A 14,193-nucleotide genomic window follows, 5' to 3' on the forward strand; every position below is an offset into this window, starting at 1 on the left:
CCGGTCACGCGCGCGGCGGGCCGGGCGGACGTTCCCGCGCGGCACCGTCGGGAAGTGGTCAACCTCTGAATCGCACGCGCCTTCCCCGAAGTTCCATGGTTTCAAGTATTGACCATGAACTGTCAGGAATCTACGTTGTCGCCACTCCTTGAGAGCGCTCTCAGAGAAGGGCTGTCCATGAGATTCCACAGACGCATCGCCCTGCTTTCGGCGGCCGCCGTGGCCGCCGCGGGCCTGGCGACGACCACCGGTGCCGGCGTGGCCCACGCCGCCACCATCGAGGTGGGCAAGGGCAGTTACAGCGACGTCCGCCCGGCGGGGAGGCAGGGACCCTCCGACAGCGGCGGCCAGGCCGTCAAGCCGAAGGTCACCCCGGCCATGGCGGACGAGCCGGTGCCGACCAACGACTGGTGGTCCTCGCTGGTCTTCCAGCGGTTCTCCGCCAACCCGTACTCCGAGAACATGTACGGCCACCCCCTCACGTACAAGGCCGTCTCCGGCGGCCTGGAGGTCGGCTACCCGACCACCCACCAGATCGTGGGCGGCGGGCGCCAGTACGAGTTCCCGCACAAGGCGGACCTGACCCTCGGCCTCGCCGGCCTCGACTCCCCCGACGCCAAGGCGGACGGGTGGAGCGACTGGACCGTCACCCCCTACTGGTCCGACGGCTCCCGCACCCTGCGGACCACCATCGGCCACGGCCTGCCGTACGTGTACGCACAGGGCAGCGGCGGCGCGGCGCAGATCACCGCGGCGGACGCGCCCACCGTCTTCGCCGACGACGGCAACGTGCTCGGCGTGACCGTCTCCGGCCACCACTACGCGCTGTTCGCCCCCTCCGGCAGCGACTGGACCGTCTCCGGCAGCCAGATCCGCGCCGACCTGGGCTCGAAGGACTACTTCTCGCTCGCGGTGCTGCCCAGCCGGGGCGCGCTGGCGACGTACGAGAAGTACGCCTTCAGCTTCGTCACCGGCTCGAGGGTGGACTGGAGCTACGACGAGGGCGCCGGCGAGGTGAGGGCGACCTACTCGCTGACCACCGAGGCGATGGAGGGCACCGAGACCGGCACCCTCCAGGCGCTCTACCGCCACCAGTGGCTGAACACCACCGACGACCTCACCGCCCACGGCTACGTCTCCTCGCGCGGTGAGATGAAGGTCCGCGAGGGCACCTCGTTCACCACCGTCCAGAAGGTCAACGGCGTCCTGCCGGGGCTGCCCGCCGCCCCGGGTGTCGACGAGGCCAGGCTGAAGACGTACATCAACGACGTGCTGACGCAGGGCGACCCGTTCAGCGGCGCCATCGACACCTACTGGACCGGCAAGGCGCTGGGCAAGCTGGCCCAACTGGTGCCGATCGCCGACCAGATCGGCGAGACCGCCAACCGCGACAAGCTCCTGGACCTGATCAAGGGACGCATGGAGGAGTGGTTCACCGTCGGCGGCCCGTCGGAGTTCTCCTACGACAAGGACTGGCGCACCCTCATCGGCTACCCCGCCTCATACGGCAGCGACCAGGAGCTGAACGACCACCACTTCCACTACTCGTACTACGTGATGGCCGCGGCCATCGTGGCGCAGTACGACCCGCAGTGGGCCGCCGACTCCGAGTGGGGCGGCATGGTCAAGGAGCTCATCGGGGACGCCGCCAACCCGGCCAGGGACGACACCAAGTACCCGTTCCTGCGCGGCTTCGACGTCTACGCCGGCCACAGCTGGGCCGCCGGCCACTCGGCCTTCGCCGCCGGCAACAACCAGGAGTCGTCCTCGGAGTCGATCAACCTCAGCGCGGGGCTGATCCTGTGGGGCTCCGCCATGGGCGACAAGGCACTGCGCGACCAGGGCGTCTACATGATGATGACCGAGTCGGAGTCGATCGCGCAGTACTGGTTCGACGCCGACCAGGAGGTCTACCCCGAGGACTTCACCCACGACATCGTGGGCATGGTCTGGAGCAGCGGCGGCGCCTACGCCACCTGGTGGACGGCCAACCCCGAGGAGATCCACGGCATCAACTTCCTTCCCGTGACCGGTGGTTCGCTGCACCTGGCCCGTGAGAAGGAGATGCTGCGCCGCAGCGTGGCCGAGATGGAGGAGGAGAACGGCGGCCCGGCCGTCGAGTGGCGGGACGTCTTCTGGGAGGTCCAGGCGCTCTACGACCCGGCCGGGGCCATGCAGTACTGGAACCAGTGGAACGGCGGCTACGTCCCCGAGGCCGGCGAGACCAAGGCCCACACCTACCACTGGGTCGCCACGATGGACTCCATCGGCGCGCCGGACATGACCGTCACCGCCAACACGCCCACCGCCGTGGCCTTCGAGAAGAACGGCACCAGGACGTACGCCGCGCACAACCACGGCGAGCAGGAGTGCTCGGTGAAGTTCTCCGACGGCGGCGTCCTGAACGTCCCGGCGAAGTCCACCGCGTCCGGGGCGGGCGACGACACGCTGCTCGAAACGCTGTGCGGCGACGACGACGGCACCCCGCCGCCGCCGGACGACGACAAGCCCGGCGCGCCCGGCACCCCGGAGGCGAGCGACGTCACCGACGGCTCGGTCACGCTGAACTGGGCCGCCGCGACCGACGACAACGGCGTCAGGAACTACGACGTCCTGCGCGACGGCGCCAGGGTCGCCACGGTCACCGGGACCACGTACACCGACACCGGGCTGACCTCCGGCACGGAGTACACCTACAGCGTCAGGGCGCGCGACACCGCGGGCCAGACCGGTCCGGCGAGCGGGACCGTGACCGTCACCACCACCGGCACCCCGCCCCCGCCGTACGTCGAGGCGGACACCTTCTATCTGCGGTCGGGCGGTGAGCTCGCCGTCGAGGCGGCCCCGACGTCCTCCGCCGACACCATCGAGTCGGCCGGCGGGACGAACAACGACGGCACGCCGAAGAACCCGCTCGTCTACGAGGTGGAGAACGTCAGGGGCACCCTGAAGCCGGGCTCGGCCACGGCCTTCACCTTCAACGTGGACGCCGGCACCGCCGTCGGGCACGCCCAGCAGGCCAGGGTCTCCTACGACCTGACCGGCGACGGCACGTTCGACCGCGTCGAGACGTTCCGCTACTTCGCCACCGACCCGATCCCCGGCTGGGAGGAGTACTCCTCCGCCCGGCAGGGGCTGCACTCCTCCTCGGGCGAACTGGGCGAACTGGACGGCGGGACCGTCCGCGTCGAGGTCTGGAGCGCGCTGGGCAACGGCCCGTCCACCATCCAGGTGGGCTCGGGCTCCGTCCTGACCATCCCCTTCGCCTGACCGCTGACCGGGCGCCCGGTGGCGCGGCGCATCCCTCACGCGCCGTACCACCGGGCATCCGCCGGCACCGGCTTACGGTCCTCCCGCCTCCCGTGCCGCCGGAGCCCGACCGCCCCCGCGTCCGGCGTGCCGGACGCGGGGGCGGTCGGCTTCCACCGCTCTGCCGCCGGGGGCGCATCGTGATCCTTACGGTATCCAGCCGAGCTGTTACCGCGGGCCCGCCGGTGCGACGGTGGCCGGACTGCGCTCCCCACCGACGTCGGAGGCCCGCCATGTCCGGTCTGCCGTTCCTCGCCCCCTGGCTGGTGCTGGTCTCCGTGCTCTGGGCAGTGCCGCCCCTCCTCTGCCCCCGGCAGCGGCGGACGGGCATCGTCATCGCTGTCTCGCACCTCGTCGGGACGCTGACGATCACACGGCCCTGGACCGAGAACTGGTACTGGGATGCCGGATGGTGGCTGATCCTCGTCTTCGGGCAGGGCACCCTCGTCGCGCTGGGGCGGTTGGCCTTCGAACTCAGCCCGCTCGGTGCCCGTCGCCACCGCGTGGCGCCCCGGCCCCCGGGCAGCGACCCGGCGACGGCCCAGCCCCACAGGGTGGGGCCGTCGGCCGTCCGTGGTGGGTGAAGAGGCCGGCCGGGCGTGCCGGGGCAGTGCCGCTGCGCCGGTGCTCCTCTGCGCCGATCACGACAGCTCACCTCCCCGCATTTCGCCCTCCGCCGGGACGGTCTTGCCCGGCCCGTCCCGGCGCGGGTGTCGGTGACCTCGACGCGCAAGGTGCGGTCGCCGGCCGGTGCGTGCAGGCGGCGGGACGTCTGACACCCGACAGGCCCGCGAGAGCCCTGTGCCGTCCCTTCCTGGGCGGCGGGGCTCCGGCGTGCCCGTGAACGCGAGAATCCCGCGGCCTCGACGAGGCCGCGGGATTCTGTGCTGTGTCCGAGGGGGGACTTGAACCCCCACGCCCGATAAAGGGCACTAGCACCTCAAGCTAGCGCGTCTGCCATTCCGCCACCCGGACCGGTGTGTGACCAGCGGCCTTCCGGCCGCGGCGACGGGGAACACCATACCAAGTTTTCGCGGTGCCTCTCACCCGCATAAGCCGTGGTCCGGTGGGGTGCCGGAGCGGTCGGACCGCACTGGGCAGGGCCGCCGTTCAGGTGCCGGGCGGTTCGGGGTGGAAGGCCGCGACGATCTTCCCGACGGTCTCCTCCAGCGGCGCGGCGCGCGGCAGGGGCGGCGGGCTGCCCGCGACCGCGCGCCCGGCCAGACCGGTGTCGGTGTGCGGCAGGTGGAGGTCGGCCACCGACAGGCCGGTGCGGCGCCGCTCGGCGGCGACCGCCGTCAGCCAGGCGGACAACGCCGCCTTGGAGGCACTGTAGGCGGCCATCCGCGGCTGCGGGCGGACGGCGACCACGCCGGTGGTGGCGGCCAGGGTGCCGGGCGGGTCCAGCAGGGGCAGCGCGGCGGACAGCACCGCGATGGGCGCCAGGGTGTTGACGGCGAACAGGTGCTCGGTGACGGCCGTGCCGGTCTCCTCGGCCGGACCGAAGGCGACCGCGCCGATCGCCGTCAGTACGCCGTCCAGACCGCCCATCGCCTCGGCGGCCAGACGGGGCAGGGCGGCCATGCCGTCCAGGTCGTAGGCGTCGCAGGGGGCGGAGGCGGCCTTGAGGCGCCGCGCCGCCGACGCCAGCCGCTCCCGGTCGCGGCCGGCGAGGAGGAGCGCATCACCCCGGCGGGCCAGGGCGTCGGCGGTGGCGCCACCGAGGACTCCGGTGGCGCCGACGACCAGCAGGCGCAGCGGCGCGTTCGATGCATCGGATACGTCCGGCATGTCCTCATTGTGGGTCCCTGGGCCGGATCCGGCAGCCCGGCGGCCCGCACCCCCTCGCGCGGGTGGGCGGCCGGGCGGCGGGTGAGCGTACGACGGAAGCGGGGCACCAGCACAATGGGACAGCCGCGGCGGAGGGCGCCACGGCCGTGAAGCGTCGACCGAGGCAGGGCTGATCTTCCATGGGCCGAGTCACCGAACGCCGCCGCGTCGTCCGTCTGCGCGACGGTGCGGTGAGCGAGCGCCCGGACACCCTGGTGGCCGAGGAGCCGCTGGAGATCCGCCTGAACGGCAAACCGCTGGCGGTCACCATGCGCACGCCCGGCGACGACTTCGCCCTGGCCGCCGGCTTCCTGGTCAGCGAGGGCGTGCTGGGCCGCCCGGAGGATCTGGCGAACATCGTCTACTGCGCCGGCGCCACCGAGCAGGCCGACGGCACCACCCGCAACAGCTACAACGTCGTCGACGTGCGCCTGGCCCCCGGGGTGCCCGTCCCCGACATCACCCTGGAGCGCAACGTCTACACCACCTCCTCGTGCGGGCTGTGCGGCAAGGCCAGCCTGGACGCGGTGCGCACCACCGCCCGCTGGCCCGTCGGAGGCGGGGACGGGAGCGGGGACGGCGGGGGCTTTCCCCCGCTGGAGCCGGAGGTGCTCGCCGCGCTGCCCGACCGGCTGCGCGCGGCCCAGAGGGTGTTCGACCGCACCGGCGGTCTGCACGCGGCCGCCCTGTTCTCCCCGGAGGGGGAGTTGCTGGACCTGCGCGAGGACGTCGGCCGCCACAACGCCGTCGACAAGCTCGTCGGACGCGCCCTGACCCGGGGGGACCTGCCGCTGTCGCGCGCGGTGCTGCTGGTCTCGGGGCGTGCCTCGTTCGAGCTGGCGCAGAAGGCGGTGATGGCCGGTGTGCCCGTGCTGGCGGCCGTCTCCGCGCCGTCCTCCCTGGCCGTCGACCTGGCCGCCGAGACGGGACTGACACTGGTCGGCTTCCTGCGGGGGGCGTCGATGAACGTCTACGCCGGCGAGCACCGCGTGGCGCTCGGCGCGCGGCGGGCCTGAGGGCGGCGGAACCGGGCGCGGGACGGGCGCGGAAACCGGCGTCCCGGCCACCACACGTCCCACCGCGGAAGAGGGCGCGCCGCGCTGCGGATTCGGTGGAGACGACCGGGATAAACGGTGACGGCCCGGCACGGGCGTCCCGAAGTGGCCGCATTTACCCCGCAGAGCCGCATCACATCCCTTCCTGGGCGCCCCGCGGATCCGATACGGTCGCCTCGCTGTGCGTCCCCCCATGCCACAGCGCGACGAGGAGCGGCACGTGCGCGAGTTCACCGTCCCGGCCCTGGCGACGGAGCCTCAGACCGGAGGGCTGGCCGACGCCGTCTTCGACCGTGCCGACGCCGACCCGCGCCAGGTGGTGATGACGCGCAAGGACGCCTCGGGCGTGTGGCGGGACGTGACCGCCGCGGAGTTCCGCGACCAGGTGCTGGCGCTGGCCAGGGGACTGCTCGCCGAGGGCGTGCGCTTCGGCGACCGGGTGGCGATCATGTCCCGCACCCGCTACGAGTGGACGCTGTTCGACTTCGCCCTGTGGTCCGTCGGTGCCCAGCCGGTGCCGGTATACCCCACCTCCTCGGCCGAGCAGGTCCACTGGATGCTGCACGACGCGGAGGTGACGGCCGCCGTCGTGGAGCACGAGGACCACGCGATGACCGTCGGCTCGGTCATCGGCCGGCTGCCGCGCCTGAAGCGGCTGTGGCAGCTCGACTCCGACGCCGAGGGAGCGCTGGCCGCCGCCGGGGCACACCTCCACGCCGACGTGGTGCACCGGCACCGGCTCGCGCTGACCCCGGACACCCCCGCCACCGTCCTGTACACCTCCGGCACCACCGGCCGCCCCAAGGGGTGTGTGCTGACCCACGGCAACTTCATGGCCGAGTGCGACAACATCGTCCGGCGCTACGAGGCCCTCTTCCCCTCCGGGGACGGGAAGCAGGCCTCCACCCTGCTCTTCCTCCCCCTCGCGCACGTCTTCGGGCGGATGATCGAGGTCGGGGCGGTGCGCGCCGGGGTCAGGCTCGGCCACCAGCCCGACATGACCGCCGCCGCCCTCCTGCCCGATCTGGCGGCCTTCCGGCCCACCTTCGTGCTGGCCGTGCCCTACATCTTCGAGCGGATCTTCCACGCCGCGCGGCGCAGGGCCGAGGCGGAGGGGAGGCTGGAGGTGTTCGACAAGGCGGTGGACGTCGCCGTCCGCTACGCCGAGGCGATGGAGGAGAAGGCGTTCGGGACCGGGCGCGGCCCCGGCCCGGCCCTGCGGATGCGGCACGGCTTCTTCGACAAGACCGTCTACTCCCGGCTGCGCGCCGCCCTCGGCGGCCGCTGCCGGTACGCGATGTCGGGCGGTTCGGCGATGGAGCGGCGCCTGGGGCTGTTCTACGACGGCGCCGGTATCCGCGTCTTCGAGGGGTACGGGCTGACGGAGACCACCGCCGCGGCCACCGCCAACCCGCCCGAGCAGACACGTTTCGGCACCGTCGGCGTCCCCGTCCCGGGCACCACGGTGCACATCGCCGAGGACGGCGAGGTGTGGCTGCGCGGCGGCCAGGTCTTCGCCGGCTACCTGAACGACGCCCGCGCCACCGGCGAGGTGCTGCACAACGGCTGGCTGGCCACCGGCGACCTCGGCTCGCTGGACGAGGACGGCTATCTGACGCTCACCGGGCGGAAGAAGGACGTCCTGGTGACCTCCGGCGGCAACACCGTCTCGCCGACGGTGCTGGAGGACCGGGTGCGGGCACACCCGCTGGTGGCGCAGTGCGTCGTGGTCGGCAACGACCGGCCCTACGTCGCCGCGCTGGTCACCCTCGACGAGGACGCCGTGCACCACTGGCTGACCATGCGCAACAAGCCGCACCCGGGCCCGGCCGAGCTGGTGCGCGACCCCGATCTGGAGGCCGAGGTCGGACGGGCGGTGGTGGCCGCCAACACGCGGGTCTCCCAGGCCGAGTCGATCCGCACCTTCCGGATACTGGGATCGCGGTTCACCGAGGAGGAAGGGCTGCTCACCCCCTCGATGAAGCTGAGACGCAAGGCCGTGGAGAAGACGTACGCGGTCGAGATCGACGCCCTCTACCGGGGCTGAGCGGGCCGGGCACGAAAACGCGCGGCGAGGTGGGACGGGGTGCGGCGAGGCGGGACCGGCAACGCTGCCATGATCGTTGGGACTCCGGGTACACGGGTCGCCAACCGACTGACAAGGACCGATCGCTCGTGAGCAACGTTCCCAGCATCATCCTCAACAACGGCGTCCGGATGCCGCAGCTCGGCTTCGGCGTGTGGCAGGTGCCGGACGAGGAGGCCGCCGCCACCGTCGGGCACGCACTCGCCTCGGGCTACCGCAGCATCGACACGGCCGCGATCTACGAGAACGAGAAGGGCACCGGGAAGGCCGTCGCCGAGTCCGGGCTGCCGCGCGAAGAGCTCTTCGTGACCACCAAGGTCTGGAACGGCGACCACGGCCGCGACGCCGCGCTGCGCGCCTTCGACGCCTCGCTGGAGCGGCTGGGCCTGGACTACGTGGACCTCTATCTCATCCACTGGCCCGCGCCGGGGCAGGACAGGTACGTCGAGACGTGGAAGGCACTGGAGGAGATCCACGCCGACGGCCGCGCCAAGGCCATCGGCGTGTCCAACTTCAAGCCCACCCACCTGCGGCGGCTGATGGAGGAGACCGAGATCGTCCCCGCCGTCAACCAGATCGAGCTGCACCCCAACTTCCCGCAGGCCGAGTCACGCGCCTTCCACTCCGAGCACGGCATCGCCACCGAGGCCTGGTCGCCGCTGGGCCAGGGCAGGGGCCTGCTGGAGGACCCGGTGATCGCCGAGATCGCCCGCAGGCACGGCCGTACCCCCGCCCAGGTGGTGCTGCGCTGGCACCTCCAGACGGGGAACGTGGTGATCCCCAAGTCCGCCACCCCCTCCCGGATCGAGGAGAACATCGATGTCTTCTCCTTCGTCCTGGACGACGACGACATGACGGGCCTGTCCACCCTGGACAACGGCACCCGGCTGGGCCCCGACCCCGACGCGATGGGCTGACCCGGGCCGGCACCGGCACGCGCACGCGCGGCGCGCCTCGGTGGGCGCGCCGCGCGTGCGCGCTTCCTCCTCCCTCCCCCGCGCGGCGGGACACGGGGCAGGTGGCGGGCGGCGGCCGCAGCGCCCGCGAATCCGGTCCGGCCCCGGCCAATCCGCCGCGCCGGCGGCCACGAACACCGGGTGAGGACCGTCTCGCGGGAGGAACACATGCCACACGTGCCACAGCCACCAGGGACGCCGGAGACGCCGGAGACGCCGCACGCGGAAGGTGCGCCCGGGTGAAGGAGACCGTGCGTATCACCGGGCCCGCCGACGAGCCGGACCCCACTCTGGACGAGCTGCTGGTCGAGGTCGCCCGCGGTGACCAGGACGCCTTCGCCTCCGTGTACGACGCGGTGTGCGGCCCCGTACTGGGGCTGGTGCGCAGCGTGCTGCGCGACCCGGCCCAGTCGGAGGAGGTCGCCCAGGAGGTGCTGGTGGAGGTGTGGCGGACCGCCACGCGCTTCCGGCCCGACAGGGGCGGCGCCATGGCCTGGGTGCTGACCCTCGCCCACCGGCGGGCCGTGGACCGGGTGCGCTCCGCGCAGGCCGCCTCCGACCGCGAGCGGCGGGCCGCCCTGCTGGACCACACCCCCGCGTTCGACTCCGTCACCGAGCAGGTCGAGGCCCGGCTGGAGCGCGAGCAGGTGCGCCGCTGCATGGGCGGCCTCACCGAGGTGCAGCGCCAGTCGGTGACCCTGGCCTACTACCGGGGGCTGACCTACCGGGAGGTCGCCGAACTGCTGTCACTGCCGCTGGGCACCGCCAAGACACGGCTGCGCGACGGCCTCATCCGACTCCGCGACTGCCTGGGGGTGGCCTCGTGAGCGTCGCCGACCTGCACACCCTGACCGGCGCCTACGCCGTCGACGCGCTGGACGGGCCCGAGCGCGGGGACTTCGAGCGGCACCTGGCCGTCTGCGCACCGTGCCGCGAGGAGGTCCGGGAGCTGACCGCGACCGCCGCCCGGCTGGGGCTGGCGGCCTCGGCCGCGCCCCCGCCGGGCATGCGGGAGGAGGTCCTGCGCCGTGTCGCGGCGGTGCGTCAGGAGCCGCCCCGCGCCCGGCCGGCGGGCGGCTCCCCGGGCTCCCCCGGTTCCTCCGGCGGGGCCGGGCGCCCGCGGCGGCTGCCGCGCCTGGTGCTCGCCGCCTGCCTGGCCTCCGCCGTCGCCCTGGGCGCAGTAGCGGTATGGCAGTACGACCGGGCCCGCGACGCCCGGCAGCTCGCCGAGCAGGCCCAGCGGCGGGCGGACGAGCTGACCCGGCTGCTCGCCGCGCCGGACACGCGGATCGCCGCCGGGGAACTGCCCGGCGGGGGGAGCGCCACCGTGGTGGTCTCCCGCAGTCGCGACCGGGCGGCGTTCCTGGCGTCGAGGCTGCCCGAGCCACCCGCGGGCAAGGTCTACCAGCTGTGGTTCGACGACGAGGGCGCCATGCGGCCGGCCGGTGTGGTGGACGCCTCGGGCGGGCGGGCGGCGGTCATGATGGACGGGCCCGTCGCGGGCGCGGACGGCATGGGCGTGACCGTGGAACCGGAGGGCGGCTCGGCGCAGCCCACCTCCGAGCCGCTGGCGGTGATGGAGTTCCCGGCCGCGTGAGGGCGAGGAGGCGGAGATGAGCGTGTCGGTGGTGCTGTTCACCGGTGACCTGCGGCTGCACGACCACCCGCCGCTGCGCGCCGCCCTGGCCGGGGCGGACGAGGTGGTGCCGCTGTTCGTGGTGGACTCCGGCATCCGGGCCGCGGGCTTCGGCACCCCCAACCGCCTGGCGTTCCTGGCCGACTGCCTGGCCGACCTCGACGGGCGGCTGCGCGAACGCGGCGGGCGTCTGGTGGTGCGCGGCGGCGCGGTGGCCCGGGAGGTGCGCCGGGTGGTCGGGGAGACCGGGGCCGGCTGTGTGCACCTGTCGGCCGGGAGCAGCCGCTACGCGCGGCGGCGGGAGGAGAACCTGCGCGGCGCCCTGGCCGGCACGGGGTGCGCGCTGGAGGTCCACGACGCGGTGACCACCGTCCTCGCGCCCGGCGCGGTGACCCCCACCGGGCGCGGCCGGGACCACTTCGCGGTGTTCACCCCGTATCTGCGGCGCTGGACGGCGGCGGGGGCGCGCACCCCGCTGGCCGCGCCCCGGTCCGTGCCCGTGCCCGCAGGCGTGCGCGGCGGGGAGGTGCCCTCCCGGGCCCGGGTGGCGGGCGTCTCGCCGGGACTGGCGGCGGGCGGCGAGAGCGAGGCCCGCAGGCGGTTCTCCCGCTGGTCGGCGCGGAGGCTGGACTCCTACGCGGAGCTCGGCGACGACCTGGCGGCGGACGCCACCTCCCGCCTCTCGCCCCATCTGCACTTCGGCTGCCTGTCCCCCGCGGAGGTGGTCCACCGGGCCCGGCGGCGCGGCGGCGCGGGCGCCGACGCCTTCGTACGGCAGTTGGCCTGGCGGGACTTCCACCACCAGGTGCTGGCCGCGCGGCCCGACGCCGCCGTACGCGACTACCGGCCGCGCGGCGACCGCTGGCACACCGACGAGCGGGAGGTCGCCGCCTGGCGCGAGGGCCGCACCGGCTTCCCCGTCGTGGACGCCGCCATGCGGCAGTTGCGCCACGAGGGCTGGATGCCGGGACGGGGACGGCTGCTGGCCGCGGGCTTCCTGGCCAAGACGCTCTACGCGAACTGGCGGGTGGGCGCGGCCCACTTCCTGGACCTGCTGGTGGACGGCGACATCGCCGCCAACCAGCTCAACTGGCAGTGGGTGGCGGGCACCGGCAACGACACCCGTCCGGGCCGTGTCCTCAACCCCCTCTCCCAGGCGCGGCGTTTCGACCCGCGGGGCGACTACGTGCGCCGCTGGGTGCCCGAACTGGCCGGAATCGAAGGCGCGGCCGTCCACACGCCCTGGACACTGCCCGCACCGGAGCGGGCCCGCACGGGCTACCCGGCGCCGATCGTCGACCCGGCCGACACCGCCTCCCGCTTCAGGCGGGGCCGCGGCCCGGACCGGACCGGCCCGAACGGCCCCTCAGGGGGCGACGCCTGACCAGGCGCCCGATCCGGAACACGGCCGGGCGGCGTGTTGGCCCGGAGCCGGCGGCCTCATGGATCGGCGCCGACCCGAGGAAAGCCGGCAGAGAATCTTTTCTCACTGAATCGGGTGACATACCAATCCGCCGGACGGCCCGCCCCGAATACGGGATGTGAGCGACGACAGGCAGACCACAGCGGCGGCACCCGGTACCGCCGCGCCCGGACGGAACGGCCGGGCGCGGTACGGGCGGCTCGTCCGCCCCGTCCTGGGCGCGACGGCCGGGCTGCTGTCCGGAGCCCTGGCGCTGGCCGTCGCCGAGCTGGCGGCAGCCGCCGTGACCGGCCCGGAGGCCGGACCGGTCACGGCGGTGGGCGGTGCGGTCGTCGACCGCACCCCGGCCTGGCTGAAGGACTTCGCCGTCCGCACCTTCGGTGACGACGACAAGCTGGTGCTGCGGCTGGGCATCCTGGTGCTGCTGGCCCTGTTCGCCATCGCCCTGGGCCTGCTGGCCCTGCGCCGGCGCAGGGCCGCAGCCGCGGGGGCGCTGCTCCTCGGCGCGGCCGGCGCGGCGGCCGCGGCAGCCCGCCCCGACATCGGCGGCGCGGGCGCACTGCCCTCGGTGGCGGGAGCGGCCGCCGGAGCAGGGGTCCTGTACCTGCTGGCCGGGCGGCCGGCCCCGACCGGGGACGCACGGACCGCCGGTGGCGGCGCACCCGGGGCAGGGCCGGAGCCCGGTACGGACGGCGGCGGCACGTCGTTCGACCGGCGCGGGTTCGTCCTCGCCGCCACCGGCACCGCCGCCGCCACGGCCACCGCCGGGCTGCTCGCCCGCGTCCTGACCGCGTCGGGCACCGCCAGGGCCGCCGCCTCCCGCGAATCGGTGGCCCTGCCCGCCCCCGCCTCCAAGGCCCCGCCGGTGCCGCCCGGCGCCGATCTGCGGCTGCCCGGCATGAAACCCTTCATCACCCCCAACGACGCCTTCTACCGCGTCGACACCGCGCTGACCGTCCCCCGCCTGGACGCCGGCGCCTGGCGGCTGCGCCTCCACGGCCTCGGGGTGGCCCGCCCGCTGACCCTGGACTTCCGCGAGCTGCTGGAACGCCCGCTCGTCGAGCGCGACATCACCCTCACCTGCGTGTCCAACCAGGTCGGCGGCCCCTATGTCGGCACCGCCCGATGGCTGGGCGTACCCCTGGCCGAGCTGCTGCGCGAGGCCGGGATCAGGCCGCCTTCCCGGGGCGGGCCGGCCGATCAGCTGGTGTCACGCTCGGTGGACGGCATGACGCTGGGCACCCCGGTGGAGACGGTCATGGACGGCCGGGACGCGCTGCTGGCGGTCGGCATGAACGGCGAGCCGCTCCCCTTCGACCACGGCTTCCCCCTACGCATGGTGGTGCCCGGCCTGTACGGCTACGTCTCGGCCTGCAAGTGGCTGACGGAGCTGGAGCTGACCACCTTCGACGCCTACGACGCGTACTGGGTCCGCCGCGACTGGGCGGCCGAGGCACCGGTCAAGACCCAGTCGCGCATCGACACCCCCAAACCCCTCGCCTCCCTGGGGGCGGGGACCGTCGCCGTCGGCGGCGTGGCCTGGGCCCAGCACACCGGGATCGACCGCGTCGAGGTGCGCGTCGACGACGGGCCCTGGCGCACCGCCCGCCTGGCCGCGGAGGACAGCGCGGACACCTGGCGGCAGTGGACGTGGCGCTGGCGGGCCACGCCCGGCTCGCACCGGCTGGAGGTCCGCGCCACCGACCGCGGCGGACGCGTGCAGACCGCCGAGCGCGCCGGAACCCTGCCCGACGGCGCGACCGGACGGCACTCGGTGGTGGTCAACGTGACCTGACCGTCCGCCGCGCCCCCGCGCGCCTCCCGGGACCGGCCGCGTCCGTCCGGCCGGAGCATCCGAACGAAGCCATCCGAACGAGGCCTTCGGGCCCACGCATCCG

Annotated in this window: 10 protein-coding genes and 1 tRNA gene; 9 read left to right on the forward strand and 2 right to left on the reverse strand. The window is 74.1% G+C overall.

From position 1 onward, the window contains the following. Positions 1 to 177 precede the first annotated feature (177 nt). Positions 178 to 3,270, forward strand: a complete 3,093-nt coding sequence (locus tag ACGRHY_RS04340) for a glycosyl hydrolase (protein WP_394634061.1) — start codon at positions 178 to 180, stop codon at positions 3,268 to 3,270. 272 nt (positions 3,271 to 3,542) lie between these two features. Further along, positions 3,543 to 3,893 (forward strand): hypothetical protein, encoded by a 351-nt coding sequence (locus ACGRHY_RS04345; protein WP_394634062.1) that lies wholly within the window; start codon positions 3,543 to 3,545, stop codon positions 3,891 to 3,893. Between the two features lie 306 nt (positions 3,894 to 4,199). On the opposite strand, the gene ACGRHY_RS04350 is transcribed toward ACGRHY_RS04345, so the two are convergent. Together ACGRHY_RS04350 and ACGRHY_RS04355 are read right to left on the reverse strand one after the other, a co-directional pair. Beyond that, positions 4,200 to 4,284 (reverse strand) — tRNA-Leu (locus ACGRHY_RS04350). A gap of 135 nt (positions 4,285 to 4,419) precedes the next feature. Then, the gene (locus tag ACGRHY_RS04355) at positions 4,420 to 5,100 is read right to left on the reverse strand and encodes an SDR family NAD(P)-dependent oxidoreductase (RefSeq protein ID WP_394634063.1); all 681 of its coding nucleotides are present in this window, start codon (positions 5,098 to 5,100) and stop codon (positions 4,420 to 4,422) included. Between the two features lie 179 nt (positions 5,101 to 5,279). Here ACGRHY_RS04355 and fdhD point away from each other — a divergent pair, with 179 nt between their 5' ends. The 7 genes from fdhD to ACGRHY_RS04390 all read left to right on the forward strand — a co-directional run bounded on the left by fdhD (position 5,280) and on the right by ACGRHY_RS04390 (position 14,090). After that, positions 5,280 to 6,155, forward strand: coding sequence for a formate dehydrogenase accessory sulfurtransferase FdhD (gene fdhD, locus ACGRHY_RS04360; RefSeq protein ID WP_394634064.1), 876 nt, complete (start codon positions 5,280 to 5,282; stop codon positions 6,153 to 6,155). A gap of 259 nt (positions 6,156 to 6,414) precedes the next feature. Further along, complete coding sequence (locus ACGRHY_RS04365; protein WP_394637919.1) at positions 6,415 to 8,241, forward strand: AMP-dependent synthetase/ligase; 1,827 nt, start codon at positions 6,415 to 6,417, stop codon at positions 8,239 to 8,241. A gap of 128 nt (positions 8,242 to 8,369) precedes the next feature. Then, positions 8,370 to 9,197, forward strand: a complete 828-nt coding sequence (locus ACGRHY_RS04370) for an aldo/keto reductase (protein ID WP_394634065.1) — start codon at positions 8,370 to 8,372, stop codon at positions 9,195 to 9,197. 278 nt (positions 9,198 to 9,475) lie between these two features. Continuing rightward, positions 9,476 to 10,063, forward strand: coding sequence for a sigma-70 family RNA polymerase sigma factor (locus tag ACGRHY_RS04375; protein WP_394634066.1), 588 nt, complete (start codon positions 9,476 to 9,478; stop codon positions 10,061 to 10,063). Next, the gene (locus ACGRHY_RS04380; RefSeq protein WP_394634067.1) at positions 10,060 to 10,833 is read left to right on the forward strand and encodes an anti-sigma factor; all 774 of its coding nucleotides are present in this window, start codon (positions 10,060 to 10,062) and stop codon (positions 10,831 to 10,833) included. The genes ACGRHY_RS04375 and ACGRHY_RS04380 overlap by 4 nt, the downstream gene beginning before the upstream one ends. A gap of 16 nt (positions 10,834 to 10,849) precedes the next feature. Further along, on the forward strand, positions 10,850 to 12,256 hold the full coding sequence (locus ACGRHY_RS04385; protein ID WP_394634068.1) for a cryptochrome/photolyase family protein: 1,407 nt from the start codon (positions 10,850 to 10,852) through the stop codon (positions 12,254 to 12,256). A 271-nt stretch (positions 12,257 to 12,527) separates the two neighbouring features. Further along, the gene (locus ACGRHY_RS04390; protein WP_491630971.1) at positions 12,528 to 14,090 is read left to right on the forward strand and encodes a molybdopterin-dependent oxidoreductase; all 1,563 of its coding nucleotides are present in this window, start codon (positions 12,528 to 12,530) and stop codon (positions 14,088 to 14,090) included. The last annotated feature ends 103 nt before the right edge of the window (positions 14,091 to 14,193 follow it).

The organism is Streptomyces shinuiensis (genome assembly GCF_043660855.1).
In the GTDB taxonomy this organism is placed as follows: Bacteria; Actinomycetota; Actinomycetes; order Streptomycetales; family Streptomycetaceae; genus Streptomyces.

What these genes read in the sequence shown, in the direction of transcription:
- ACGRHY_RS04340 (WP_394634061.1), top strand. Translation starts at nt 178, where the DNA reads ATGAGATTCCACAGACGCATCGCCCTGCTTTCGGCGGCCGCCGTGGCC.
- ACGRHY_RS04345 (WP_394634062.1), top strand. Translation starts at nt 3,543, where the DNA reads ATGTCCGGTCTGCCGTTCCTCGCCCCCTGGCTGGTGCTGGTCTCCGTG.
- ACGRHY_RS04355 (WP_394634063.1), bottom strand. Translation starts at nt 5,100, where the DNA reads ATGCCGGACGTATCCGATGCATCGAACGCGCCGCTGCGCCTGCTGGTC.
- fdhD (WP_394634064.1), top strand. Translation starts at nt 5,280, where the DNA reads ATGGGCCGAGTCACCGAACGCCGCCGCGTCGTCCGTCTGCGCGACGGT.
- ACGRHY_RS04385 (WP_394634068.1), top strand. Translation starts at nt 10,850, where the DNA reads ATGAGCGTGTCGGTGGTGCTGTTCACCGGTGACCTGCGGCTGCACGAC.